The sequence below is a fragment of the Lysinibacillus sphaericus OT4b.31 genome (genome assembly GCF_000392615.1).
Taxonomy (GTDB): Bacteria; Bacillota; Bacilli; order Bacillales_A; family Planococcaceae; genus Lysinibacillus; species Lysinibacillus sphaericus_B.
Window position 1 is genome coordinate 702,549 of the sequence record NZ_KB933398.1, and the last position, 26,861, is coordinate 729,409.

Consider the following 26,861-nt stretch of genomic DNA (forward strand, 5'->3'; position numbering starts at 1 on the left):
GCTAATTGAAAATATACTAAATTTAAGTGGCTGTATTTTTCAAGTTTTACGATAACGATTAGGTGTAGTACCTATTTGTTGTTTGAATATTTTGATGAAGTAATTTGGGTCATCGAAGCCATTTAGAAGTGCGATTTCACTAATCGCAAAATCTGTTTCGACAAGCATTTTTGTAGCATTTTGAATGCGCATTTGCTGTAAAGAGCGTTTAAATGGTAAGCCTTGCTTCTTTGAGAAAATCGTGCTCAAATAATTGGGGCTAATCCCTAATTTATAGGCAACGAAGGGCAAGGACAATGAACTATCCTGAAACTGTTGCTCGATAATTTCTAGTGCCAGTTCTACATAGTCTGCTTTTTTCTCCATGCGAGCCTGACGAGCTAAGGCAATCAATGTTTGTGTAAAAGAAATAATGCCATTAAGTATTGTATAAAGTATGGGATGTTCAATAATTAAATGAAAAAGCTGACGATAGTTTTGTTCGATAACAGCCTTCTCGTGCAATTTATATTTCAGCATAAAGCGTCGAATTTGAGCCAAAACACTTGTCAAATGAATTCGTAAATCATCCTGTTCGTAATAAATCCCTTCATTAGATAATCGATATAAAAAGGCTTTGATTTCTTCAAGATTTCCGTCTTCTAAACTTTTAATAAGTAATTGTTGCTCTTCTGGTGTTAATAACGGATCAAATGGTTGCGTTTCTAACTGTCTGGTCGCATAAAAAATATGGCCGAATCCTTCGTAAAAACTTTGATGAAGTGCACGCTTGGTTAAAGTGTACATATTTTTTAATGTTGCAGGTGTGTAGTCGTAAATCCCGATATTAAGAGAACTATTATTGGTGAGTCTCCACTCCTTCATCAATGTGCGCACATCTTTTTCAACGGTTTTAATATCTTGTATTTGAAATAGACAGACAATACTTTCTGCTAATGGATATATTTTCATATGATGGTAAATTGGCGTTTGCTGAATCCAATTGTACAGTTTATTTAATGTTTCAGGATGCTCAGGCTCAATCATCGTGAAGTGCATATCTGTATCTAAAGAGCTGGTCTCGCTATCTAAAAATAATCTATAGTAAAATGTTTCGTCTGTATCTTGGGTATAGGCTTTCTTTACCTTCGCCGTATGAATCGAAATTGTAGCAAGTTTTTGCTTTAAAATTTCTAAATCAATGGGTTTTACAAAAAGGTGTGCAACCTGCAAATCAATTGCTTTCATGGCATTTTTAAATAATGGTTCTGTCGTTATTGCAAAAATAGTGCCAGAGTGTTTTTGTAATAGCTGATAAAGCTTCGTTAAACGGTTATTAGGAATTAAATCGATATTCAGTAAAATTACCTCAGGTTCAAACTGTTGAATGCTCTCAGTTGCTTCAGAAATAGCCGTACACATTTCAACTATAATATCTCCAGGGAAGTAAGTTTGTAAAAACCACCGAATACCTGATAATTCTGTAGGGTCTCTATCAATCAATAAAATTCGCATAACAATTAACCCACCTTAAAATAATCTAGTTTCGTAAAAAAGTAATATTATATTATTAAAAATAACATAAAAATCATTAATAATTCCTGTTTTCTCTTTTAAAATTCTCTATTTTCTGAAAAAAGGAGTTTGTACAATATAAGTAGAGGAATTTCTATCGATATAGATAATTTACCCAAGATATAGAACAAGGGGGATATTAAATGATGTCTATCATTGAGCTTGATGGCAATACATTAACAAGACAGCAAGTAGAGGAAATCGTGAAGGGGCATGTCACTGTTGTGTTATCCACTGAAAGTGAACAGCGCATTCAATTAAGTAGGGAGCGCATTGAAAAGCGTTTAGCGGAAGGGCAAGCCATTTATGGTGTGAACACAGGATTTGGAAAACTAAGTCATATTCGTATTGATGAGGCGGATAATGAGCTATTACAGTTGAATTTACTACGATCAGATGCCACTGGTGTTGGCGTACCGTTTCCGACAGAAGTTGTCCGCGCCATGATGATATTACGTGCTAATGCATTAGCACGTGGATTTTCTGGAATTCGACTAGAGACAGTACAGCTATTACTGGATTGCATCAATAAAGGCGTGCATCCGATAGTACCGTCACAAGGGTCTGTTGGGGCAAGTGGTGATTTAGCACCGCTTTCACATTTGGCTTTAGTGCTTGTAGGAGAAGGGAAGGCGGAGTTTGAAGGTGAGATTGTAAGTGGTGGTATGGCATTACAGCATGCAGGATTGACGCCTGTACGACTACAAGCAAAAGAGGGGCTAGCGCTAGTTAACGGTACACAGGCAATGACAGGTATTGGTGTCTTAACATTGAATGAGGCAGAGCGCATTGGGCTTGCCGCAGATATGGCCGCAAGTCTGTCGCTTGAAGCATTAAAAGGTATTACTTCAGCCTTTGATCCAGCTCTATTAGCTGTAAGACCACACTCGGAATTAGAGCTTGTTGGTGGGCGAATCCGCTCGTGGCTTGATGGGAGTAAACGAGTGACAAAACAGGGTGAAATCCGGATGCAAGATGCCTATTCACTTCGTTGTATTCCGCAAGTGCATGGCGCATCATGGCAGTCATTTTTCTATGCAGAGGAACGTGTGCAAACTGAGATGAATGCAACGACAGATAATCCTATTGTTTTAGAAAACGGAGAAGTATTATCTGGTGGACATTTCCACGGACAGCCAATTGCCTTAGCGATGGACTTTTTAAAAATTGGTGTATGTGAATGGGCCAATATTTCCGAACGACGCACGGAACGTATGGTCAATCCACAACTTAACGAAGGTTTACCGCCATTTTTAGCAACAAATCCCGGGATTGAATGTGGGCTAATGATTGCGCAATATACAGCAGCTTCAATCGTGTCGGAAAACAAAGTATTGGCACACCCTTCAAGTGTAGATTCGATTCCTACATCGGGTAATCAGGAAGATCATGTCAGTATGGGGACAACATCTGCTCGTCAAGTACGTCAAATCGTACACAATGCTGCTCGTGTCATTGCGATAGAAATGATTTGCGCATCACAAGCTATTCATTTAGATAGGGCGGAGCAACAGTTAGCCCCAGCTACAAGTCAATTTTTGCAAAAGGTGCGTGCAATTTGTCCGCCGCTTACAACCGATCAACCGATTGGAGATGAAATTGAAGCGTTAGCGAACTATTTATTGACGAGCGATGAGTTAGTGGCAATGTCGAAATAAAAGCAAAGGGGATGGCAATATGGAGACAAAAACAAATATTCGTGCACCAAGAGGAACAACGCTTACATGTAAAGGATGGACACAGGAAGCAGCTATGCGTATGCTGATGAATAATTTGGATCCTGAAGTAGCGGAAAATCCAGATGAGCTAATTGTCTATGGTGGTATCGGGAAAGCAGCTCGCAATTGGGAAAGTTATGAGCAAATTATTGCTTCGTTGACAAAATTAGAGAATGATGAAACTTTACTCATTCAATCCGGAAAGCCGGTTGCTGTATTTCGTACGCATGCAAATGCACCGCGGATTCTCATTGCAAACTCAAATCTAGTGCCAGCTTGGTCAAACTGGGAGCATTTTTATGAACTAGAGGACCGCGATTTAATGATGTACGGTCAAATGACGGCAGGTAGCTGGATTTATATCGGTGCACAAGGTATCTTACAAGGAACGTATCTGTCCTTTGTGGAAGCAGGCAAAAAAGTATTTGGTACAGCAGATTTGCGCGGTAAATTTATTTTAACTGGGGGAATGGGAGGCATGAGTGGCGCTCAGCCTTTAGCTGGCAAAATGGCTGGTGCCGTGATTTTAGTAGTCGAAGTAGATCGAGCGCGAATCGAACGCAAAATAAAAGAAGGCTACTGTGATTATATCGTTGAAACGGTAGAGGAAGCCATTCAATTAGTGGATGCACTACGTGAAAAAAAGGAGCCTGCATCAATTGGACTCGTTGGCAACTGTGCAGATGTAAATCGTGAGCTACTTGATCGTGCTATTATTCCTGACTTTGTAACAGACCAAACATCTGCACATGATCCGATAAATGGCTATGTTCCAAACGGGATGACATTTGAGGAAGCGCTTGATTTGCGTAAAAAGGATGTAAAAACCTACGAGCAAAGAGCAAAAGAAACGATGGCAGAGCATGTTCGTACAATGCTTGAATTTCAACAGGCGGGTGCAGAAGTATTTGATTATGGTAATAATATTCGAGCATATGCAAAAGAAATGGGTGTGGCCAATGCATTTGATTTCCCTGGCTTTGTGCCAGCGTATATCCGTCCATTATTCTGTGAAGGAAAAGGGCCTTTCCGTTGGGCGGCACTTTCCGGTGATCCACAGGATATTTATAAAACAGATGCTCTAGCAAAAGAGATGTTTGCACATGATAAAGCTTTAGTGAATTGGATTGATATGGCACAAAAAATGGTGAAATGGCAAGGGTTACCGGCACGTATTTGCTGGTTAGGCTATGGTGATCGTCATCGATTCGCACTGAAGGTCAATGAAATGGTTGCTAGCGGGGAGTTATCAGCACCGATTGTCTTTGGGCGAGATCATTTAGATTCTGGCTCTGTTGCCTCTCCAAATCGTGAAACAGAGGGCATGAAAGACGGCTCGGACGCAGTATCTGACTGGCCTATTTTAAATGCACTTGTTAATACGGCAAGTGGCGCAAGCTGGGTAAGTGTCCATCATGGTGGTGGCGTAGGAATGGGATTCTCGCAGCACGCTGGTCAAGTATTAGTAGCGGATGGCTCTCAGCTTGCTTCAGATAAGATTGCTCGGGTATTAATAGCAGACCCGGGGTTAGGGGTTGTGCGTCACGCAGATGCTGGTTATGAAATCGCCATCAATACAGCGAAGGAAAAAGGTGTGCATATGCCTATGCTAAAGCAAAGGGATGATGCGAAGTGACGATTTTAATAAAAAATGCCAATGAAGTCATTACCTTAAAATGTGTAGCACAAGGTCCTCGCATAAAAGAACAAATGCGAGATGTTGCAATAGTCCCGCATGGCAGTGTTTTGATAGAAAATGATCGTATCGTTGCAATTGGTACCTTCGCGCAGTTGGAAGCAGACCACCCTGATTTACTCAAAGCGGCAGAGGTTATCGATGCATCGGGGAAGGTCGTTATGCCTGGCCTCGTCGATTGCCATACGCATTTAGTACATGGAGGTACGCGTGAGCAGGAGTTTAATATGCGCTTAAATGGCTCCACTTATATGGACATCATGAATGCAGGTGGTGGGATTCATGCAACGACAAAGCACACAAGAGAAGCTAGCTTTGATGAATTGTATGGAAAGACGCTGCGCCATTTAGATGTATTTCTAAAACACGGTATCACAACAGTTGAGGCAAAATCGGGCTATGGCTTGGATTGGGAAAATGAAAGAAAGCAGTTAGAGGTAGCCAAAAAGCTACAAGCTACACATGCTATAGATATAGTGAGTACATTTATGGGGGCTCATGCAGTACCGCGTGATTATAAAGGTCGTGAAGACGAATTTGTCGACATACTCGTAGATGAGATGCTACCGAAAGTGGCCGAACTAGGGCTTGCAGAGTTCAATGATGTATTCTGTGAAAAAGGTGTATTTACACCAGAGCAATCCCGCCGTATTTTAGAGGCAGGAAAAGCGTTAGAACTAACACCGAAAATCCACGCCGATGAAATTGAACCATATAAAGGAGCGGAGTTAGCCGCTGAAGTGGGGGCAATCTCGGCAGAGCATTTATTGGTTGCTTCAGATGAAGGGATTCGAAAAATGGCAGCAACAGGTACGATTGCTGTATTGCTCCCTGGAACCGCATTTTTCTTGCGCGCTCCTTTTGCAAGAGGGCGTCTGATGATCGATGAAGGGGTACCTGTTGCCATTTCAACCGATTTTAATCCTGGCTCGTCCCCGACGATGAGTCTGCCGTTTATTATGAATCTAGCTTGTATGTACATGGGCATGACGCTAGAGGAAGTATTAACAGCGACGACTATTAACGCTGCGTATGCTCTTAATCGAGGCAATCAGATTGGTTCACTTGAAGTAGGAAAGCAAGCAGATGTTATCATGCTCGATGTCGCTAATTATAAGCAGCTACAATATTTTTACGGCATGAATCACACTCATACAGTCATCAAAAATGGGCGAATTGTCGTCAAGGATGGCATTCTTATATAAATAATCTGTAAAATTTTACCTAGCTACTGTTTGCCTGGTATCTAGAGAACGTTTGTCTTGATGGCCATAATGATAATGGGGTTTAACCTACAGATAAAACGGCAACGTTTTCTGGTAATTGTGTCTAGATTTATACATTTATATTTATAAAAAAGCGCAAATAGGGTGAAATAGACTTATTTGTGCTCTTTTTCGTATAGAATAGAACTGTCATCATTATGGAAAGGAAATTATAAGATTTGCAACTTACATTAACATTTATCATTTTAGGAGCAACGATATTTGCATTTATGACGAATCGTGTACGAGCTGATCTGGTTGCGATAGTGTCGCTCCTTGCATTTATTATTACGGATATTTTAACACCAGCGGAGGCGTTAGCTGGTTTTTCGAACTCTGTTGTACTAATGATTGCAGGGCTTTTTGTCGTGGGTGCTGGGATATTGCGTACGGGACTTGCAGGGATGGCAGGGCAGCTATTGCTGAAATGGTCAGGCGATAGTGAGCTGAAGTTATTTGTGTTACTACTTGTGATTGTTGGCTCTGTCGGCGCTTTTATGAGTAATACGGGTACAGTAGCTTTAATGATGCCGATTGTTGTTAGTATCGCAATTAGTATGAAGGAAAGTCCTTCTAAATTTTTGTTACCTCTTTCTTATGTAGCAAGCCTATCTGGGCTAATGACATTAATTGCTTCGCCGCCGAATTTAATTGTTAGTCAGCTTTTGGTGGATCGTGGCTATAATAAACTGGGCTTTTTCGAAGTGACACCGATTGGCATTGTTGGGATGATTGTCGGTATTATCTATTTGGTGCTTGTACGAAATGTATTATTGCCCAATGAACAAAATCGTACCCAAACAAATGCTGGCTACAAACTCTCGCCAAAGAAAATTATTAAGCAATATGATTTGAACAATCGTTTGTTTAAAATATATGTGCCTGAGGATTCTGCAATTATTGGTATGTCACTAGCAGAATTGAAGCTACCTGCGAAATATGCGCTCTGTATGATGAAAATTCATCGTAAATCGCAAGAAGGTATAAATCTATTGCCAATGACTTATCAGGAAATGGCTGGTCCAACAAGCGTTATACATGCGACGGATGAGCTCTATGTGCAAGGTGAGGAACAAGATATTCGTCGTTTGGCTATGGATTATGGCTTAGAAATGCAAGAGTTAGTTGAGGGAGAAGCTGATGAATTGGTATCGAAGCACCTCGGCATTGCAGAGGTACTACTAACGCCAAATTCTAGCTTCACGAATGAGACAGTCAGCTCATTGGGCTTCCGTGAAAAATACAATCTCAATATTATTGGCATTAATCGTAGAGGTGGCTATAAGCTACAGGATATGGTTTCACATAAGTTGAAATTCGGTGATGCCATTCTCGTGCAGGGTGCATGGGATGAAATCGTGCTACTCGCAAGGGAAACGCAGGACGTCGTAGTAGTTGGTCAGCCAAAAGAGCATGCAAGTGTTGCCGCAGCCACAGGTAAGGCGGGAATTGCGGGTGCTATTATGCTTTTAATGATTGTACTAATGGCTTTTGAAGTTTTCCCTGCTGTTATTTCCGTGATGATTGGTGCAGTACTAATGATTTTAACAGGCTGTTTGCGCAATATGGAGGATGCATATAACAATATGAATTTTGAAAGCATTGTCCTTGTTGCAGCGATGCTTCCGATGGCAACAGCGCTAGAAAAAACTGGCGGTATGGTAATTTTATCGAATGGAATTATCGATGTACTCGGTAGCTACGGCCCTTATGGGGTACTTATTGGAATTTATATTTTGACGGTAATTTTCGGGCAATTTATTAGTAATACGGCAACTGCTGTCCTGTTTGCGCCAATTGCCATGAACGCAGCGATTGCCATGGATGCAAATCCAACAACGTTTATGATTGGCGTAGCGGTGGCAGCAAGTATGGCATTTGCCACGCCAATTGCCTCGCCGACAAATGCACTTGTTATGACTGCGGGGGGTTATAAGTTTATGGACTTTGTGAAGGTTGGATTACCACTACAGGTCGTAATGTTTGTCGTCATGATGCTAGCAGTGCCATTTTTCTTTCCATTTTAAAAAACTCGGTGCCTATACCGGGTTTTTTTCTCGATAAAAAAGAAGGTTATGAAAATATTCTGCATGGACATGGTTGCTAATATAAAAAATACCAGTATATTTTGAGTTATTTTTATATTAAAGTGTATGTTAAACTCCTATTCTTAAAAGTGGAAAAAAGAATGAAATGATCATCAAAAAGACTCTAGAGTACAAAGAAATATAGAATCATTTATATAGGAAGTTTTCCAACATGTAAAAAAAATATTGAAAAAGTGTTGACCTTTATCTATTTAGCGTGTAGTATTATATGAGTCGCCAAGGTGACACGCTAAAACAAGCAAAACATGAACCTTGAAAACTGAACAAGCAAAACGTAATCATAAAGTTTTTAGTAGCGAACTTCGGTACGTGAACAAAACAAAATTTTGGACATCAAAATTGATGCCAGCAAAACAATTTGAGCTTATCAAATTTCTTTTATGGAGAGTTTGATCCTGGCTCAGGACGAACGCTGGCGGCGTGCCTAATACATGCAAGTCGAGTCCATTTAGGCCCACCATTATTCCGAAGTAGCTCAGTTGGTAGTAGCACCTGACTGTTAATCAGGTTGTCGCAGGTTCGAGTCCTGCCTTCGGAGCCATGGCCCGTTGGTCAAGTGGTTAAGACACCGCCCTTTCACGGCGGTAACACGGGTTCGAATCCCGTACGGGTCATCTTGCATGTAGCACATTGTTGCTACATGTTTTTTTTATGAAGACTTCCAGTCAAAAACTTAAATTTGAACAAAGTATTTCATATATGCAAAATGTATGTTTACGAGTGGATTTTTTCATGGTGAATCTAGTGCCATTGCTCTAATATGAGGGTAGATGGAGGAAATCGACATGAATTTACAAGAGGTACAACGGTTTTTAGCACTTTATCAGTCAGAACAAAATGAGCCTGAAACATGGTTAGCAAATAGATTACAACAGGTTGAATCTGCGGGAGAATATAATCCCACGACAGAAGAATTAATCTTCGGAGCACGAGTAGCTTGGCGCAATAGCAATAAATGTATTGGTCGTTTGTTTTGGCAATCACTACATGTTGTAGATGCACGTGACATTTTAGATGAGCAATCTATTTTCAAAACATTACTTGCACATATTCAATATGCAACAAATGACGGAAAAATTCGCCCGACGATTACAGTGTTTGCATCAGAACGTGTGCGTATTTGGAATCACCAGTTAATTCGTTATGCAGGTTATGAAACGGAGGAAGGAATTATCGGTGATCCCCATTCTATCCACTTTACGAATATATGCAAATCACTAGGCTGGCAAAGTGAGGGAACCGCGTATGATGTACTACCTATTATTGTGCAGGTAGATAAGCGTGCACCACAAGTATTTACCATCCCAGAGGAACATATATTAGAGGTGCCAATTCGTCATCCACAATATCCAAAGGTCCAAGAGCTTGATATAAAATGGTATGCAGTACCGATTATTTCGAGCATGCGCTTTCAAATGGCGGGAATTGATTTTCAAGCAGCTCCATTTAATGGATGGTATATGGGAACAGAAATAGGTGCGCGCAACTTAGCTGATCATGACCGCTACAACATGTTACCAGCGATAGCAGAAATTATTGAGCTGGATACGACAAAGCAGGCATCACTTTGGCGAGATCGTGCGTTAGTTGAGCTAAATATTGCCGTGCTTCATTCCTTTAAAGAAGACGGCGTAAGCATTGTCGATCATCATACGGCTGCGCAACAGTTTAAGCTGTTTGAGGAGGCGGAAGAGAAGGCAGGACGAGAGCTAACAGGTAACTGGACATGGCTGATTCCGCCACTATCGCCCGCAGCAACGCATATTTTTCACCAGCCTTATGTCAATGTTTACAATACGCCAAACTATTTTTATCAAAAGCCCCCATACTAAAAAGAAGAGGCAGCTCATCATATGAGCTGCCTTAGATTGAAGACAAAAGGTATTCAGAATGATCACATATCAATAAAGACAAGGTCAGCGCTCAATAATCCTTGATTCGCAATTGCTTCTAAGAGGCGATAGAAAATCTGTTCAAATATAGCTGAGTCTTGCAAGCGACGAGGAGACTGAAGCCATGCCCGCGAAAAGCGCCCGCCGTAACGGAAATCAACAGTTTCATATAGAACTTTCTATTTTCAAAGAAAAAGACTGTAAACAAACTCAATTTTTTGAGTCAGATCAGTTAGATCAATTAATTTACATATTCATCTTTAGAAGCTCTCATAGAGCAGAAGAACAGTAGCGTTACCACCACGACGAAGAGCCAGCCAGCGATGTTCCAGCCCCCTAATAAATCATGCAAATAACCAAATAGGATGGGTCCAACTGCTGCAAGTAAATAGCCAATAGATTGTGCAAAACCTGATAAATCAGCCGCCTCATATGCAGTGCGTGTACGCAGTGTGAAGAACATCATCGCTAACGCAAATGAAGCGCCCCCAGCTAATCCAATAAGTACCATCCAGAGAACTGCAAAACTTGTCCACTCCATTACCAAACCAGTAAAGCCGATTAAATAAAATACTGTAAAAATGACGACAAGTGGACGTTGGGATTTCATCTTGCTTGCAATAATAGGCACAACTAGAGCCATAGGTATTTGTGAAAACTGCATGGTTGAAAACATCCAGCCAGCACGGTCGGCAGCGAGACCTTGGGCAATATAAATTTCAGGAATCCATGCCGCTGTCGTATAAAATATGAGTGATTGTAACCCCATTGCGCCCGTAACAGCCCAAGCTACAGGTGATTTCCATAAAGGTATACGCGTTTTCATAGATGCGACAGTAGGTTCAGGTTTATTTGCTTGCAATTGTGGAATCCAAACCAAAATTGTTAAGACAACTAGAATAAGAGCTACCCCGAGAGCGCCTTGCCAACCAAGGGACGAATGGGCTACTGGATAGCTAATACCCGCACCTACACCTGCTGAAAGATTCATCGACACTGTGAAGAAAGCCATTAGTAAACCAACATGATAAGGAAATTTCAATTTCAGTAAGCCTGGAATAAGCACATTACCAAAAGAAATGGCAACGCCAATTAGTACCGTTCCGAGAACGAGTAATGTAGTTGTACCAAGGGAGCGTGTGACAATGCCACATGCTAATAAGATCGTGGATAAAAACAATGTCAATTCAATGCCTAATTTGCGTGCAACAACTGGTGCAAACGGTGATACTATCGCAAAAGCTAGTAATGGAATTGTTGTCAAAAAGCCAGCGAGTACGTTGGAAATGCCAAGACTTTCACGAATGAAAGAAATAATGGGACCAACGACAGTTAGTGGCATCCGTAATGTAGAAGCTATAAAAATAACACCGATGACAAGTAACAGAGTTTTTCCCTTCCAGCTAATTTTTTTGCTAGGATAAGTAGAATGTTCATTAGTTGTCAAAATAAATCCCCCTTGAATTAAAACATTAATAATTCGAACAACTATACCACTTTACCATACTATTAAAAATGGTAGAAAATTCACAAAATATTGAACATTACTATTGTTATTGAAATGTCAAAGGTCGTATGATAGACTGAATAACATCATAAATTTAATAATTACATGCCTCATGTTTGTATTGAGGTAGAGGTCGCGGTATTTATAAGTACGCTAATGGAAATGACAAGCATTAAAGATGTTAGCTGAAAGGAAATACCGCCGAAGTGTGAGGGGACTTGAAAACCTCATGCTGGGGCTGTTTCCGAAAGGAACAGAACTGTCACGTTGGAATGACGTGTTGCGCTATCATTTGAAAGAACTGGGGATTAACTTAGCCATCACAACGTTCATGTGATGGCGTTTTTTATTTCTATTCGGTAGGTATTTTATTACCTACTTACTTAAAAATAGTATCTCCGCTAACTGATATGTACGCATTAATTTACTGTACCTAAACGCAATGGTTATGAAGCGTAAAAACAATGGGTACAATTACGTCGAGGTGAATATGAGGACCTCTTATAAAAGGAAGGAAGCTTTAACGTGAGTGAAATAAAAGTTAATCAGCTTGGGCATAAACCGCCGAAGTTGAAAAAAGAACTAAAAAGTCGTCATATAACAATGATTTCGTTAGGCGGCACAATTGGTACTGGGCTATTTTTAGCTAGTGGTGGTGCCATTGCACAGGCGGGTCCTGGTGGCGCATTGCTTGCTTATGCCTTAATTGGCATTATGGTGTATTTTTTAATGACGAGCTTAGGGGAAATGGCTGCCTATATGCCTTCATCGGGTTCGTTTAGTACGTATGCAAGTAAATTTGTAGATCCAGCACTTGGTTTTGCACTTGGTTGGAATTACTGGTATAACTGGGCTATTACGATTGCAGCGGAAATTGCAGCTGTCTCACTAATTATGAAATACTGGTTCCCAGATAGCTCGTCAGCACTTTGGACAGTATTGTTTATTGCCATCGTACTATCATTTAATCTTTTATCGGTAAAAAGCTACGGTGAAAGTGAATATTGGTTTGCCATGATCAAGGTGGCAACCGTTATTATCTTCATTATTATCAGTATTCTGATGATATTTGGTATTTTGGGAGGGCAAGCACCCGTAGGCTTCACGAATTTCTTCATTAGTGATGGGCCATTCCATGGTGGATTCCTTGCTACATTTGGTATCTTCTTAGCAGCAGGATTCTCGTTCCAAGGGACAGAGCTTCTAGGCATTACAGCTGGGGAAACAGATGACCCAGGAAAAAATATTCCAAAAGCAGTGAAATCTGTTTTCTGGCGTATTATTTTATTCTATATTTTAGCGATTGCAGCAATTGGTATGCTCATTCCGTTTACAGATGCACGTTTACTATCTGAAGATATTGCGGTATCTCCATTTACGCTAGTATTTGATCGATTAGGAATTGCCTTTGCGGCTTCCCTGATGAATGCGATTATTTTAACAGCTATGCTTTCGGCGGGGAACTCAGGGCTATATGCGTCATCGCGTATGCTATGGCAATTAGCCGTGGATGGCCATGCACCAAAATTCTTTATGAAGTTAAGTCGCCGTGGGATTCCAATTTATGCTTTAATGGCGACATTAGCAGTAGGCAGTCTTGCATTTCTAGCATCATTTTTTGGTGACGGGGTTGTCTATATATGGCTTCTAAATGCCTCAGGTATGTCAGGCTTCATTGCATGGCTCGGTATTGCCTTTAGCCACTACCGTTTCCGTAGAGCTTTCGAGGCTCAAGGCTTAGATTCGAAATTACTACCTTATAAAGCAAAGCTATATCCATTTGGACCAATCTTTGCATTTACGGTTTGTATGATTGTTGTAGTTGGTCAAAACTACACGGCCTTTACAGGTGAAACCATTGACTGGAATGGTGTATTTGTTTCATACATTGGAATCCCACTGTTTTTAGCATTATGGATTGGCTTTAAAGTGAAAAATAAAACGAAAATGATTCCGCTTAAGGACTGTGATTTGAAAGTGGAAAAATAGAACGTAGCTAAAGGGCTATCCTGTAAGTCATTGTAATATGACGAACGGGATAGCTTTTTTGATTTTATATAAAAATATTGCGAATTTCTTTTTTATGGTAAGGTATTATAGATATGGAAAGTTATTATAATCAAAAGGTATTTTTAATGATGAAAAGTTTCTCTTAAGAAGAGGTGCATATTATGCAAAAACATATATTACTAGTAGAAGACGATGAAGCCATTCGAGAAATGGTGGAAAATTTTTTATTGATGGAGGGATATCTCGTTACTTCTGTCTTAAATGGTGAAGAGGCTGTACAACAATGCGTAAGTACTTCGTTTGATTTAGTTATTTTGGATATTATGATACCAAAACTGGATGGATTAGAAGTTTTAAAGATTATTCGTCAAAAAGAAGCACTTCCAATTATTATCATGTCCGCAAAAGATAGTGATGTCGATAAAGCACTCGGATTAGGCTTAGGAGCCGATGATTATATTGCAAAACCTTTTTCAATGTTGGAGTTTTCAGCTAGGGTAAAAGCTGCCATAAGAAGAGCGACAAAGTATGCGCATCATATAGAAGAACAGCAAGATGTATTAATAATTGGTGATTTAACAATTGATATTATCAATTTTTCTGTAGAAAAAAATCAGCAAAAAGTCAAGCTTACCTCAAAAGAGTTTGGCATCTTAAAACTGTTTGCGACTAATTGTAATCGAGTATTTACAAAGCAGCAAATCTATCAACTGATTTGGAATGACGAATACTATGGTGATGAAAATATTATCAATGTCCATATAAGGAGACTACGAGAAAAAATTGAAGATGATCCATCCAATCCCCAATACATTAAAACATTATGGGGAATTGGCTATAAGTTAGAAGGTTGATCGTATGGTTATGTTACTATCTATTATTATTGTATTACTCATCGGAATTACTTGTTTTCAGGTGAAAGACAAGAAAAATCAAAATACAACTATTCATTACATGCGTAAAAAGCTGCAATCCATAATGACTGAACAAACAAATGAAAAAATTCTAGTTTCGACAGCTAATCATGAAACAAAGCAATTACTCAATGCTATGAATACATTACTGGATCATAATCAAAGAATATTGGCTACACATCGGAAAATGGAAGGTTCTATGAAAAAGATGCTGGCTAATATTTCACACGATCTCAAAACGCCGCTAACTGTTGTCCTTGGATATATCGAGATGCTACAACTAGACAAGCCTATAAGCGGTGAAGAGCGACAACGATTGCTCTCAGGGGTTCATGCTAAAACACTGGAAGTATTGAGCATTATCCATACATTCTTCGATCTTGCTAAAATTGAAGCAGGAGACACAGATTATCCAATAACTAAGATAAATGTGAGTGAAATCTGTAGAAAAAACATCCTGTCATTTTACGATATAGTAACGTCTATGGGACTCAAAATAGACATTGCAATACCAGAAACACCTGTTTTTGCACTCGGCAATGAAGAAGCACTGGATAGAATTTTGAACAATTTACTGTCCAATGCACTTGCATATGGCGCAGAAGGGAATGTAATTGGCCTAGTGGTTAGACATGACGACGTCGCTATATATGTTGATGTATGGGATCGTGGGAAAGGTATCGATGAATACCATGTAGATAATGTTTTTGAAAGAATGTATACGCTAGAAGATTCAAGAAATAAATCATTCCAAGGAAGTGGGCTTGGCTTAACGATAACGAAAAGACTTGTAGAAATAATGAATGGCTCCATTCACCTTTCCAGTATCCCCTATGAGAAAACGGTTTTTACTGTTTCTCTAAAAAGAATGATGTATTAAACGAATCTGCTTGTGGAGCTGATAATGCTCTACAGGCTTTTTACTTCATTTAAGAAATAAGTAAGAATCAAGTAATAAAATAGAGAGCTTTACTTTTTATAATAAAGAAAGACACATATTAGGGAGAGGTAAAGATGACTTATATTGTGAAAACAAACCAACTTACAAAAGTATATGAAGGAAAAGAAGTTGCTTCTGACGTCAATATGCATGTGAAGAAAGGGGAGATATATGGTTTTTTGGGTCCCAATGGTGCAGGGAAAACGACTGTAATGAAAATGCTAACAAACCTTACAAAGCCAACAAGTGGGGATATCGAAATCTTCGGCGAAAAATTAACGGATCAATCCTACGAAGTACTAAAAAGAATGGGGACCATTATTGAATACCCAATTTTCTATGAGAAGTTAACTGCCAGAGAAACCCTAGAACTACATTGCGAATATATGGGGTATTACGACAAAAATGAAATTAGTCATGTACTAGATTTAGTAAAGCTAACCAAAACGGATAGCAAGCGTGTAAAAGACTTTTCACTTGGCATGAAACAGCGATTGGGCATTGCACGAGCAATTATTACAAAACCAGAATTACTTATCCTAGATGAGCCAATAAACGGACTTGATCCCATTGGGATCAAAGAGCTCCGTGAGTTATTCGTTATGCTATGTAAAGAATATGGCATAACAATTATTATTTCTAGTCATATTTTAGGAGAAATCGAACTGTTGGCTGACACGATTGGTGTTATTAATAACGGGAGACTAATAACAGAGGTATCAATGGAAACTATCAATCGTAGTCAAACAGATTATATTGAAGTGATTGTGAATGATGGGAAAAAAGCTGCATTTATTTTAGAGAATAAATTAAACATAACCAACTTTAAACTAGTTGCAGAGAACTGCATTCGCATTTATGAAAATTCCATTTCACAAAAGGACATTTCAAAAACATTGATCGAACATGATATAGATATTGAAGGAATCAGCAAGAAAACAAGCTCATTAGAGGATTATTTCTTAAAATTAATTAATGGGGGTGTAGTAAGTGCTTAATTTAATGCGTTTAGAAATGAAAAAATATCAGTTAGGCTCCTATGTAAAAGGTGCTATTATTGCAAATTTCACCATATTAGGCTTTATGTTTCTGATCTTGTTTATCTCGAAAATAGAAGAAGATACTGCCATCGAAAACTACCAGACAGCACTAACGGTCATTGACTCTTTTGTAAGAGGGGTATTTATTGTCTTTGCTGGTACATTAATTGCCAAGCTAATTATTGGAGAATATAAAAATCGAACAATTACTACAGCATTTATGTATCCCATTAAAAGAAAAAATTTAATTGCCGCAAAGCTTGCAATTGTTATCATTTTTACGTTCAGTACCATTGTTATTTCGAATGTGTTTATTACGGCAATATTTTGTTTCATTAGTGCAACCTATCATTTAATTCCAGATACATTAACGAATTCTGTAGTTATGCAACAACTCCCTTCGATGCTTATGAACGCTGTTGCAGCGACAGGCATGTCACTTATTCCTTTGTACTTTGGCATGAAAAAATATTCGATTCCAGCGACAATACTTTCTTCCTTGTTAATTGTCATGGTCGTATCTTCTAATACAGGTAATTTTTCTTTAAATGATATTATAGTTATCCCAATAACATTGGCGATCATTGGGATAGGTGTTGCCTACATATCCATTCGGAATATTGAAAGAGTGGATGTTTAAGGGTGCCTGGCACGCAAACAATTTGCGAACAATTCTGAATATTGATGTTTCAGATACAAGATAATGCCAGGCACTTTAACAATGTTGAATTGTTAGAGCGCCTGGCATTTTTTAAGCAAATATAGTTTCCCATAATAGATATATATTTAACGCAACAACTATTACTACAACAATCCATCCAAGTCCTGTGGTTACGCGATGATTGACAAGGCTGCCCATAATGTCACGCTTACTTGTGAACATTACAAGGGGCACAAGAGCAAAAGCAATACCGAATGATAGAATAACTTGACTTAGCACAAGTGCGTAGGTTGCATTGACGCCAGATGCAATAATGGCAAGTGGGGGAATCATAGTAATTGCTCGGCGTAGGTACAATGGAATTTTTCTTCGAATAAATCCTTGCATAACAACATCTCCAGCTAATGTACCAACAGAAGAACTTGCAAGTCCTGCAATGAGAAGTCCAAGACCAAAGGAAACTGCTGCCATCGGACCAAGTGCATCCCGTAATCCGTTATAGGCTATATCTAGATCCTCTACCACTACACCCTGTGTATGGAACACCGCTGCTGCAATGATTAGCATACTCATATTAATGGCACCAGCAATAATCATTGCTATGACAATATCGATAAACTCAAACCGGAAAATTCGTCGTTTTTCTCCTTCATTTCGCCCAACAATGCGGCTTTGCGTTAATGAAGAATGTAAATAAATCGCGTGTGGCATAACGGTTGCTCCTAAAATCCCTGTTGCAAGTAATAGTGAATCAACACCTTCAAATTGTGGTGTGAAAATGCCTATTGCTACATCGCTCCAATTCGGTTGCGCCAAAAATGTTTGGAACGCAAATGCCAACACAACAATTAACACCATGCCAGAAATGCCTGCTTCAAATGCTCTAAAACCTCTACGTTGTAATTCTAGAATAGCGAATGAACCGACAGCTGTAATAAGTGCGGCAGGTAGCATCGGAATGTTAAACAATAAGTAAAGGCCAAGTGCTGCCCCAATAAATTCTGCAAGATCCGTTGCGATTATGACTAATTCAGCTTGTATCCATAAAAAGATTGATGTTTTTTTAGAAAAGTTTTCACGTGCGACTTCCGGTAGATTCTTTCCTGTTGCTATACCCAATTTTGCTGATAAAGATTGAATAAGTACAGCCATTAAATTTGAAAATGCGATGACCCACAGAAGTAAATAGCCGTACTGTGAGCCAGCCGTAATATTTGTTGCAAAGTTGCCAGGATCTATATAAGCAACAGCTGCGATGAATGCTGGACCAAGGAAGGGAAGAATGCGTCGCCAGCCTTTGATGTCGCCATCTAAAACTGCTTCTGCTGTCGGCTTTATACTGCGTTTATAAACCATAATGTTCCCTCATTTCAAAAAGTATCCCAAAAGAAATAAAGTTTCCTGTAGGAAAAATAATATACTACTATTCTATAGCTAGAAGTGAAAAATGTGAAGTTGTTTGCTCATTTCTTAAAAAAATATAAAATGGCAAAAAACGCATACCTGTTTTTCATTAAGCCATGATGTAACTTTTCTCATCATTTTCTAATTAGACTTTGACACCCTATGTAGTTTACGATGAAAAGAAAAACGGTGAGGAATGACACCACATGACAAATCGAATTTTAATTATAGAAGATGAAGAAAGTATTGCTCGAGTATTACAATTAGAGCTTCAATTTGAAGGCTATCAGGCAGAGATGGCTCATACGGGAACGGACGGCTTGCTAAAGTATCGTGAACAACAATGGGACTTGATTCTTCTCGATATTATGTTACCGGAGATGAGCGGGATTGATGTGTTAAAGCGTATTCGTGCAACAGAGTTACAAACACCTGTCATACTGCTTACCGCTAAAAGTGACGTTGAGGATAAAGTAAAGGGGTTGGATTTAGGGGCAAATGATTATATAACAAAACCTTTTGACATCGAAGAGTTACTCGCCCGCGTTCGAACAGCATTAAGATTTTCACAGAGATCTAAAGGTCAACAAGCATCACAAATGTACGGGCATTTATCTATTGACGAACAAACAAGAGACGTTGTTTATTACGATAAAAATGTGCAACTAACACCACGTGAGTATGACCTGCTTTTATACTTACTGAAACATCCGAAACAAGTACTAACACGCGAACAGATTTTAGAGGCGGTATGGGGCTACGATTATTATGGCGATACGAACGTTGTGGATGTCTATATTCGCTATGTACGTCAAAAACTTGAAGTTGCTGATGATACACCAATTATCCATACAATCCGCGGTGTTGGCTATGTGTTGAAGGAGCACAAGCATGAGACTTAAAACAAAAATCCATCTACTAACAACTTTATTAATGTTGGTTATATTAGTGGCGACGAATAGTGGCATTTATTTTTTATATGAAAAGTTTGCTTATAATACGGAAGAAAAACAACTCCAGCAGCGTGCAGATGAGCTGAGTATGACACTCAGTCAACTAGATCAAAACACAAATTTGCAACAGGTTTTACGAGCATATATGCCAACTGACGGAGCGGTTTATATATACGACGGCGAGCAATTGAAGATGAAGGTACAAACGGAACTTAATATGCCAGACGTACCTTACATTACGTTTGATATGCCTGTAATTTGGGCTGACGGTACGGTGGTGCAGGTGGAGCTAATGCAGTCAATGGAAGAAGTAGCAAAAATGATGGGACTGCTAAAAATTATTTTAGTCGTAGTGACCATTGTGGCTGTGATTCCTTTACTTTTGGCAAGCTTAGCGTTAGGTCAATTAATCTTACAGCCGCTTGAACGTTTAAGTCAAACAATGAAAAAGAGCGCTGCTACAGGGCAATATGAAAAAATTGAAATTGCCAATAAAAATAGCGATGAGCTTACTGAAATTAGCCATACATTTAATGGCATGATGGAAAAGCTTGAACAGCATTATCAAAAACAGCAGCAATTTGTGTCAAATGCTTCCCATGAGCTGAAAACACCCATTACGGTTATTGAAAGCTATGCGAAATTACTTTTACGCAGAGGCTTTGATAACAAAGAAGTAACACAAGAATCGCTTCAAGCCATTGTAAATGAATCTACACGTATGCATGAAATGGTACTGCAATTATTAGATCTAGCGAAAAACAAAGAGCATCTCGATGTGCAATGGGTACAACTGGAGCTTGATGAGTTACTGAAAAAAGTTGCCTCACAAATGCAACAAGCTTACCATCGCTCATTTCATGTAGATACAGTGCTGCCAAAATATGTGTATAGTGATGAAAAGATGCTTAAGCAACTCCTTTTCATTTTGCTTGATAATGCTCGCAAATACAGCGAAAGTGAAGTGCAGTTACGTGCAACAGAAATCTCTAGCCATGTCCTTATTACCATTCAGGATTTTGGTGTTGGTATTCCACAAGCACATATTCCACATTTGTTTGAAAGGTTTTATCGAGTAGGTGAGGATCGCAATCGGAAAACTGGTGGAACAGGATTAGGGCTAGCTATTGCACAGGAGCTTGCACAGCAGCTAAACATTACAATTGAGGTCGATAGTGTAGAAGGTGAAGGTTCGTGCTTTACACTGCGTGTACCAAAGGAGGAACAACGATGAAAAAATGGGTGATTCCAATTTTCGTAATAACCTTATTGAGCAGCTTCTTACTCTGGTTTTTACAGAATCGTTTCTTTCATGTAGAACCGCTAAGTGAAGCAGGGGCAGTCATGCGTATCGAGGAACTCTATAGTGGACATGTTGAACAAGTGAAGAAAAAGGGAGACAACTATAAGATCGTATTCTTACGAAATGGCGCTACCTATGCTGTGGAGTTGAATCAGCATACCCAGCAAGTAGCAAATTTAACAGTTAAGGATACTGCGAGTAATTTACTAAATGAAGAACAAATTCGACAACGAGCTTTAGCTCATAGCCCTGGCAAGGTAGAAAGTGTTACATTAACCGATTCAATCTATACGGTACAAGTTAAAAAAGAGGAAATAGAGAAGAAGCTTACGCTTGATGCTTATACTGGAGAAGTGCTGTCAGAGACAGATGTGCAACCGGTGACAGAGCGTGAAAACGGAACAAGTGTGATTTCTGAGCAGCAGGCCATTCAAATTGCCTTACAGCAATTAAATGGTGAGGTCGATTCAGTTGATTTTGAGGAAACAAAAGATGGCGGCTATTATTTAGTGGAGATTGAGACTGACAAGGATGAGGCTGTTTTTCAAATACATGGCGTTTCTGGTAAAGTCATGTCCGTTACTTGGGACAAAGATAATTAACTAGGTCGGAAAAGTTTGCAGAGATTTTTCTCATGAAATTCTAATCTTGCTCTTATTATCCTATCATCTTGCTTTGTTAAGCTGATTATAGATAAAACAAAGGAGAGATGGACATGAAAAAAATCATCGTTATTCCAGCATTAGTCGCTACACTAGGTGTAGGTGCTGTCATTGGTTCAACAACATTATTAACAGGTAATGCACAAGAAAAAAAGGTATTGTCAATGCAAGAAATTGAGAAAAAAGCTCTGGCTGTCGTTAATGGTACGGTGTTTGACATCGAATTCGAAGATAATCACTACCGTTCTATATATGACGTAGAGGTTCGCACAGAAACAGAAGAATATGACTTGAAATTCGATGCCATCACAGGGAAGCTGTTGAAACAAAAAAAAGAACGATTAGATTATGATGATTTTGACGATGACATAGTAGATGACATGGATGTTACATCTTCAGCCATAAAAATTACAAAAGAGCAGGCTATTGAAAAAGCGTTAACAAAAGCAAAAGGTACAGTGACAAAAATTAAACTTGATGATGGTGTTTATGAAATCGACATCAAAGATGGACAACTCGAATCCGAAATTGATATCAATGCATTAACAGGTGAAATTGTCAGTTTTGAACAAGATATAGAAGACTAGTGTGGAAAGCTATCTTAAAAGTGAGCGTATACTTTTAAGATAGCTTTTTACTTATTGAGTCGTCTAGGATTCTTGATAGACTAATGCCACTGAAAAATCATATAAAGAAAAATTTATACTTCCTACACTTTTCTCCTTTACTTTTTAAATTTACAAGCGTAATATGACATCATTATAAAAGTTTCAAATTTCTAAATCGCTGAAGCACTGAACGCGGGGGAACCAATTTTGACGGATTGTATAGGCAATCCTTGGGGTGAATCTCTTTATTATTAAAGACGTAGGGCTACTCATGGTCCGAATCCGACAGCTAACCTCGTAAGCGTTAAGAGCAGAAAAATTGAAGCTTGCAGACAAAAAAACGTCTACAAGTCGTATTTAGTGATGACTTGTAGGCGTTTTTTATCTTCATTCAGCTATCATGTACCAAAAAAAGTCTAAGCGAATATTGATTTAGAAATGAGAAACACACTCTATGAAACTAGAAGGTGTTTAGTATGGGATCTTCATTCAAACGTTATGTGATCGGTAAACCTTTGAAATCCGATGCACTCGGGGAGCAAAAGCTTAGTAAAACAAAGGCGCTTGCCATTTTATCTTCTGATGCATTGTCATCAGTAGCGTATGGACCAGAGCAAATTTTACTAGTGCTTATGACAGTAAGTACTGTGGCTTTTTGGTATTCTTTACCGATTGCGGCCGGGGTGGTAGTACTGCTTGTGGCACTCATTTTATCATATCGTCAGGTTATTTTTGCCTATCCACACGGTGGTGGAGCATATGTAGTTTCTCGGGAAAATTTAGGTGTCAATGCAGGACTTGTAGCGGGGGGTTCACTACTCGTCGATTATATATTAACCGTTGCAGTAAGCGTATCTGCAGGAACAGATGCCATTACTTCGGCCTTCCCAAGTTTGCATGCATATAACGTAGTCATTGCCGTGTTCTTTGTTATTTGCTTAACGCTGTTAAATTTACGTGGTGTTACAGAATCTGCAACAATTTTAGCTTACCCTGTATATCTATTTGTTGCAGTAATGCTTATGTTAATTGGGATAGGGGTTTATAATGTGGCAAGCGGGCAAGTACCAGCAGATTTGCATCCAAAAGTAGGTACACCAGTTGCGGGGATTAGCTTGTTTCTATTATTAAAGGCATTTGCCTCAGGCAGTTCGGCTTTGACAGGTGTAGAAGCAATCTCTAATGCCATACCGAACTTTAAAAATCCTGCTCCGAAAAATGCAGCGAAAACGTTACTAGCAATGGGAGGTATTTTAGCGGTGCTGTTCATTGGCATCGTGAGTCTTGCCTACTTCTATGGAGTGGCACCAAATGCACAGGCAACAGTCGTGTCACAAATTGCAGAGGCGAGTGTTGAGCGCAATGTATTTTACTATATTGTGCAAGGAACAACAGCAATGATATTAGTGCTTGCTGCCAACACGGGTTATTCAGCTTTTCCGTTACTTGCTGTAAATTTATCGAAGGACGGTTTTATCCCAAGAATATTCCAAATTCGTGGGGATCGACTTGGCTATTCGAATGGGATTTTGATGCTTGGTGTCGCAGCAATTGTGTTAATTATTTTGTTTGATGGGGCGACAGAGCATTTAATTCCACTTTATGCAGTGGGTGTTTTTATCCCATTTACATTAGCACAGACGGGTATGATGCGAAAATGGTGGCGCGAAAAGTCAAGTGGCTGGATTGCGAGATTTACCGTAAATACAATTGGTGCAGCCATTTCTTTTATTGTTGCAATGATGTTTTTCGTGACAAAATTAACCCAAGTATGGCCAGTATTTATCTTTTTACCGATCATTATTTGGCTGTTTCATCGTATTAAGCTACATTATGATGCAGTGGGGGAACAGCTTCGATTAGATCATGTAGCATTACCAAATGTAGAGGGCAATGTCTTCATTGTACCTGTTGCGGGTATTACAAAAGTGGTGGAAAATTCATTACACTACGCGCAGTCTTTGAAGGTCGAAAAAATTATTGCTTTCTATGTGGCGTTCAATCAAGCAGACGCAAAAGCTTTTGAAGAGAAATGGAAAGCTTGGCAACCAGATGTGCGGATTGTAACGTACTATTCACAGTATCGTAGCATTACGCAACCATTGAAAAAGTTTATCGACAAGGTGGAACATCAATATGCGAAGACTGGTTACCAAGTTACGGTTGTCATTCCGCAATTTTTACCGAAAAAAGGCTGGCATCATATGCTGCATAACCAATCGAGTCTATTAATTCGCACCTCACTGTTATTTCACAGAAATGTCGTCATTATGACAGTACCTTTCCATTTATCAAAATAATGACTAGCAAGGTCGAAAATAGTCTGATATAATCAGGACATTGATGTGAAACACGAACGTTCACTATCAAAAACAGCTGGAATACCAGTTAATTCCGAAAATTTACAATAATCCTATTATAAATATTTATACTGAATGCACGAAATGGCTATTTATAATAAGGACATTCTTACAGCTTAATACTATTTCACTCATATAATAGCGAGAATAGGGCTCGCGAGTTTCTACCGATTTACCGTAAATGAATCGACTATGGGTAGCAATATTTTAGGAAACCTCATACAAATGGTGAGCCGTTTTTCTAATTGTTTCGACGTTTTCGCGCTGAACGCTTTGCTCCACTCATAGATGAATGGAACCAAAGTATTCAGCGTTTTTTTCTATTATTATAAGAAAGAAGGATTTAAAGGAAATGAAGTTATTACATGACAAAATTATGCAAGAAGGTAAAGTTCTTTCTTCATCTGTATTAAAAGTAGATTCGTTTTTAAATCATCAAATCGACCCACAGCTTATGAAAGAAATTGGACATGAGTTTGCCAATCGCTTCTCTGACCAAATTATTACGAAAGTGCTAACGATTGAATCTTCGGGTATTGCACCATCTGTAATGCTGGGACTTGAAATTGGCGCTCCAGTTGTATTTGCTCGCAAACGTAAATCTTTAACATTATCAGATAATCTTTATTCTTCCAAAGTACACTCTTTCACAAAAAATGAAACAAACGATATTTCCGTCTCACGTAGTTTCTTAAACACAGACGATAATGTCTTAATCGTTGATGACTTCCTTGCAAACGGTGAAGCGGTGAAAGGATTACTAGATATCGCAGCTCAAGCAGGTGCAAATGTTGTTGGCGTTGGTATTGTGATTGAAAAGGGCTTCCAAGACGGCGGAAAATTATTACGTGAACAAGGAATTCGCGTGGAATCTTTAGCAATTGTGAATTCTCTAGAGGATGGCAAAGTAACATTTGCGGAGGCTCGCGCGTAATGAATAACTTTAAAGCAACGACGCTTGCAGTCCAACACTTACTTGCGATGTATGCGGGTGCCATTTTAGTACCACTTATTATCGGTGGGGCACTTGGCTTTGATGCTAAACAAATGACGTATTTAGTGGCGATTGACATTATGATGTGTGGTATCGCAACACTTTTACAAGTTTATTCTGGTAAGTTTATCGGTATTGGTTTACCTGTAGTACTGGGTTGTACGTTTACAGCAGTTAGCCCAATTATTGCCATCGGTACAAATCCGGAGCAAGGAATTACAGATATTTATGGTTCGATTATTGCTTCTGGTTTAATTGTGGTAGTGATTGCTGGCTTCTTTGGTAAGCTAGTGAAATTCTTCCCTCCAGTGGTAACAGGTTCTGTTGTATCGATTATTGGTATCTCATTATTGCCAGTTGCATTGAACAATATGGCGGGTGGACCAGATGCACCAGATTTCGCATCAGGTTCTAATGTTGCTTTAGCGTTTATTACTTTAGTAATTATTTTAGTTGTTTATCGTTTCTCAACAGGCTTCGTCCGTGCCATTTCCATTCTAATCGGATTAGTTGCAGGAACAGTCTTAGGTATATTCATGGGTAAAGTTGACTTTAGTCCTGTTTCAGATGCAGGTGTCTTGCACATGGTACAGCCATTCTACTTTGGCATGCCAACATTCGATGCAACCGCAATCCTTACAATGACGCTCGTAGCGATGGTTTCTTTAGTAGAGTCATCAGGGGTTTATTTTGCACTTAGCGATATTTGCAATAAAAAACTAGATTCTAAAGATCTAGCACGCGGTTATCGTTCTGAAGGTCTTGCTTCTGTTATTGGAGGTATTTTCAATGCCTTCCCATATACAACATTCTCACAAAACGTAGGACTTACGCGTATGTCAGGCGTAAAAGATCGCAAAGTCATTTACCTAACAGGTGCTTTTCTTGTAGCACTTGGCTTCCTACCAAAAATCGCAGCGTTAACAACAATCATTCCAATACCCGTACTTGGTGCGGCGATGCTTGCAATGTTCGGTATGGTTATTACACAAGGTATGGGTATGTTGGTACCTGTTATGAATGAGTCAGCGGAAAATGCCATGATTGCCGCGATTGCAGTTGGTCTTGGTGTTGGTGTATCTGTTGTTCCAGATATCTTTGCATCACTGCCACCAGGCGTAGCGATTTTAACTTCAAACGGTATCGTATGTGGTTCTGTTACAGCGATTATCCTGAACATTTTATTTAACATGATTGGTCCAAAACATAAAAATGACCCGATGCAGGGGTAATTATAGCGGTAAAGAAAAAATGCCACCTCCTTTTATCTTT

At 39.2% G+C, this 26,861-nt stretch carries 20 protein-coding genes, 2 tRNA genes and 3 riboswitches; of the genes, 19 read left to right on the plus strand and 3 right to left on the minus strand.

Annotated elements, in window-relative coordinates; genetic code table 11:
• Positions 1-39: 39 nt before the first annotated feature.
• The gene (locus H131_RS03280; protein WP_010857627.1) at positions 40-1,494 is read right to left on the minus strand and encodes a helix-turn-helix domain-containing protein; all 1,455 of its coding nucleotides are present in this window, start codon (positions 1,492-1,494) and stop codon (positions 40-42) included.
• 203 nt (positions 1,495-1,697) lie between these two features.
• On the opposite strand from H131_RS03280, the gene hutH reads away from it, so the two are divergent.
• The 7 genes from hutH (at position 1,698) to H131_RS03320 (ending at position 10,173) form a co-directional block, all read left to right on the plus strand.
• Entirely contained in the window at positions 1,698-3,212 is a 1,515-nt protein-coding gene (hutH, locus tag H131_RS03285; protein WP_036129772.1) for a histidine ammonia-lyase, read from the plus strand.
• 19 nt (positions 3,213-3,231) lie between these two features.
• Complete coding sequence (gene hutU, locus H131_RS03290) at positions 3,232-4,908, plus strand: urocanate hydratase (RefSeq protein WP_010857629.1); 1,677 nt, start codon at positions 3,232-3,234, stop codon at positions 4,906-4,908.
• The gene (gene hutI, locus H131_RS03295) at positions 4,905-6,173 is read left to right on the plus strand and encodes an imidazolonepropionase (protein ID WP_010857630.1); all 1,269 of its coding nucleotides are present in this window, start codon (positions 4,905-4,907) and stop codon (positions 6,171-6,173) included. Before hutU ends, hutI begins: the two co-directional genes overlap by 4 nt.
• 290 nt (positions 6,174-6,463) lie before the next feature.
• A complete protein-coding gene (locus H131_RS03300) occupies positions 6,464-8,260 on the plus strand; it encodes an SLC13 family permease (protein WP_080647705.1) in 1,797 nt (598 codons plus the stop codon).
• Positions 8,261-8,805: 545 nt separating this feature from the next.
• A tRNA-Asn gene (locus tag H131_RS03310) sits at positions 8,806-8,882 on the plus strand.
• Between the two features lies 1 nt (position 8,883).
• A tRNA-Glu gene (locus H131_RS03315) sits at positions 8,884-8,955 on the plus strand.
• A gap of 171 nt (positions 8,956-9,126) precedes the next feature.
• A complete protein-coding gene (locus H131_RS03320) occupies positions 9,127-10,173 on the plus strand; it encodes a nitric oxide synthase oxygenase (protein WP_010857632.1) in 1,047 nt (348 codons plus the stop codon).
• 301 nt (positions 10,174-10,474) lie between these two features.
• Here H131_RS03320 and H131_RS03325 read toward each other — a convergent pair whose 3' ends face one another.
• Positions 10,475-11,680, minus strand: a complete 1,206-nt coding sequence (locus H131_RS03325) for a CynX/NimT family MFS transporter (RefSeq protein WP_010857633.1) — start codon at positions 11,678-11,680, stop codon at positions 10,475-10,477.
• 179 nt (positions 11,681-11,859) lie between these two features.
• A riboswitch (Lysine riboswitch) is annotated at positions 11,860-12,036 on the plus strand.
• Positions 12,037-12,265: 229 nt separating this feature from the next.
• Between H131_RS03325 and H131_RS03330 the strand changes: the two genes are divergently transcribed.
• The 5 genes from H131_RS03330 to H131_RS03350 all read left to right on the plus strand — a co-directional run bounded on the left by H131_RS03330 (position 12,266) and on the right by H131_RS03350 (position 17,284).
• Positions 12,266-13,729, plus strand: coding sequence for an amino acid permease (locus H131_RS03330; RefSeq protein ID WP_010857634.1), 1,464 nt, complete (start codon positions 12,266-12,268; stop codon positions 13,727-13,729).
• A 182-nt stretch (positions 13,730-13,911) separates the two neighbouring features.
• Complete coding sequence (locus tag H131_RS03335) at positions 13,912-14,604, plus strand: response regulator transcription factor (protein ID WP_010857635.1); 693 nt, start codon at positions 13,912-13,914, stop codon at positions 14,602-14,604.
• Between the two features lie 4 nt (positions 14,605-14,608).
• Complete coding sequence (locus tag H131_RS03340) at positions 14,609-15,544, plus strand: sensor histidine kinase (protein WP_010857636.1); 936 nt, start codon at positions 14,609-14,611, stop codon at positions 15,542-15,544.
• Positions 15,545-15,678: 134 nt separating this feature from the next.
• A complete protein-coding gene (locus tag H131_RS03345; protein ID WP_010857637.1) occupies positions 15,679-16,602 on the plus strand; it encodes an ABC transporter ATP-binding protein in 924 nt (307 codons plus the stop codon).
• Positions 16,595-17,284, plus strand: a complete 690-nt coding sequence (locus H131_RS03350; RefSeq protein WP_010857638.1) for an ABC transporter permease — start codon at positions 16,595-16,597, stop codon at positions 17,282-17,284. Before H131_RS03345 ends, H131_RS03350 begins: the two co-directional genes overlap by 8 nt.
• Positions 17,285-17,395: 111 nt before the next feature.
• Here the strand turns inward: H131_RS03350 and H131_RS03355 are convergent, their stop codons facing one another.
• A complete protein-coding gene (locus H131_RS03355) occupies positions 17,396-18,661 on the minus strand; it encodes an Nramp family divalent metal transporter (RefSeq protein WP_010857639.1) in 1,266 nt (421 codons plus the stop codon).
• Positions 18,662-18,915: 254 nt separating this feature from the next.
• Here H131_RS03355 and H131_RS03360 point away from each other — a divergent pair, with 254 nt between their 5' ends.
• The 7 genes from H131_RS03360 (at position 18,916) to H131_RS03390 (ending at position 26,821) form a co-directional block, all read left to right on the plus strand.
• Positions 18,916-19,611 carry a response regulator transcription factor gene (locus H131_RS03360; protein ID WP_010857640.1) on the plus strand — a complete coding sequence of 232 codons (696 nt, stop codon included), beginning with the start codon at positions 18,916-18,918 and terminating at the stop codon, positions 19,609-19,611.
• A complete protein-coding gene (locus H131_RS03365) occupies positions 19,601-20,896 on the plus strand; it encodes a HAMP domain-containing sensor histidine kinase (protein WP_010857641.1) in 1,296 nt (431 codons plus the stop codon). The genes H131_RS03360 and H131_RS03365 overlap by 11 nt, the downstream gene beginning before the upstream one ends.
• Complete coding sequence (locus tag H131_RS03370) at positions 20,893-21,567, plus strand: PepSY domain-containing protein (protein ID WP_010857642.1); 675 nt, start codon at positions 20,893-20,895, stop codon at positions 21,565-21,567. The genes H131_RS03365 and H131_RS03370 overlap by 4 nt, the downstream gene beginning before the upstream one ends.
• A gap of 113 nt (positions 21,568-21,680) precedes the next feature.
• Complete coding sequence (locus H131_RS03375) at positions 21,681-22,214, plus strand: PepSY domain-containing protein (protein WP_010857643.1); 534 nt, start codon at positions 21,681-21,683, stop codon at positions 22,212-22,214.
• Positions 22,215-22,401: 187 nt separating this feature from the next.
• Positions 22,402-22,553: riboswitch (cyclic di-AMP (ydaO/yuaA leader) on the plus strand.
• Positions 22,554-22,711: 158 nt separating this feature from the next.
• Positions 22,712-24,535 (plus strand): APC family permease, encoded by a 1,824-nt coding sequence (locus H131_RS03380; protein WP_010857644.1) that lies wholly within the window; start codon positions 22,712-22,714, stop codon positions 24,533-24,535.
• A 171-nt stretch (positions 24,536-24,706) separates the two neighbouring features.
• Positions 24,707-24,808, plus strand: a riboswitch (purine riboswitch).
• A 139-nt stretch (positions 24,809-24,947) separates the two neighbouring features.
• The gene (locus tag H131_RS03385; RefSeq protein WP_010857645.1) at positions 24,948-25,529 is read left to right on the plus strand and encodes a xanthine phosphoribosyltransferase; all 582 of its coding nucleotides are present in this window, start codon (positions 24,948-24,950) and stop codon (positions 25,527-25,529) included.
• Positions 25,529-26,821, plus strand: coding sequence for a nucleobase:cation symporter-2 family protein (locus H131_RS03390; RefSeq protein ID WP_010857646.1), 1,293 nt, complete (start codon positions 25,529-25,531; stop codon positions 26,819-26,821). Before H131_RS03385 ends, H131_RS03390 begins: the two co-directional genes overlap by 1 nt.
• Positions 26,822-26,861 lie beyond the last annotated feature (40 nt).

Coding starts and splice junctions, on each gene's coding strand:
- H131_RS03280 (WP_010857627.1), bottom strand. CDS start 1,494: ATGCGAATTTTATTGATTGATAGAGACCCTACAGAATTATCAGGTATT.
- hutH (WP_036129772.1), top strand. CDS start 1,698: ATGATGTCTATCATTGAGCTTGATGGCAATACATTAACAAGACAGCAA.
- hutU (WP_010857629.1), top strand. CDS start 3,232: ATGGAGACAAAAACAAATATTCGTGCACCAAGAGGAACAACGCTTACA.
- H131_RS03300 (WP_080647705.1), top strand. CDS start 6,464: ATGACGAATCGTGTACGAGCTGATCTGGTTGCGATAGTGTCGCTCCTT.
- H131_RS03320 (WP_010857632.1), top strand. CDS start 9,127: ATGAATTTACAAGAGGTACAACGGTTTTTAGCACTTTATCAGTCAGAA.
- H131_RS03335 (WP_010857635.1), top strand. CDS start 13,912: ATGCAAAAACATATATTACTAGTAGAAGACGATGAAGCCATTCGAGAA.
- H131_RS03340 (WP_010857636.1), top strand. CDS start 14,609: ATGGTTATGTTACTATCTATTATTATTGTATTACTCATCGGAATTACT.
- H131_RS03345 (WP_010857637.1), top strand. CDS start 15,679: ATGACTTATATTGTGAAAACAAACCAACTTACAAAAGTATATGAAGGA.
- H131_RS03355 (WP_010857639.1), bottom strand. CDS start 18,661: ATGGTTTATAAACGCAGTATAAAGCCGACAGCAGAAGCAGTTTTAGAT.
- H131_RS03360 (WP_010857640.1), top strand. CDS start 18,916: ATGACAAATCGAATTTTAATTATAGAAGATGAAGAAAGTATTGCTCGA.
- H131_RS03365 (WP_010857641.1), top strand. CDS start 19,601: ATGAGACTTAAAACAAAAATCCATCTACTAACAACTTTATTAATGTTG.
- H131_RS03370 (WP_010857642.1), top strand. CDS start 20,893: ATGAAAAAATGGGTGATTCCAATTTTCGTAATAACCTTATTGAGCAGC.
- H131_RS03375 (WP_010857643.1), top strand. CDS start 21,681: ATGAAAAAAATCATCGTTATTCCAGCATTAGTCGCTACACTAGGTGTA.
- H131_RS03380 (WP_010857644.1), top strand. CDS start 22,712: ATGGGATCTTCATTCAAACGTTATGTGATCGGTAAACCTTTGAAATCC.
- H131_RS03385 (WP_010857645.1), top strand. CDS start 24,948: ATGAAGTTATTACATGACAAAATTATGCAAGAAGGTAAAGTTCTTTCT.
- H131_RS03390 (WP_010857646.1), top strand. CDS start 25,529: ATGAATAACTTTAAAGCAACGACGCTTGCAGTCCAACACTTACTTGCG.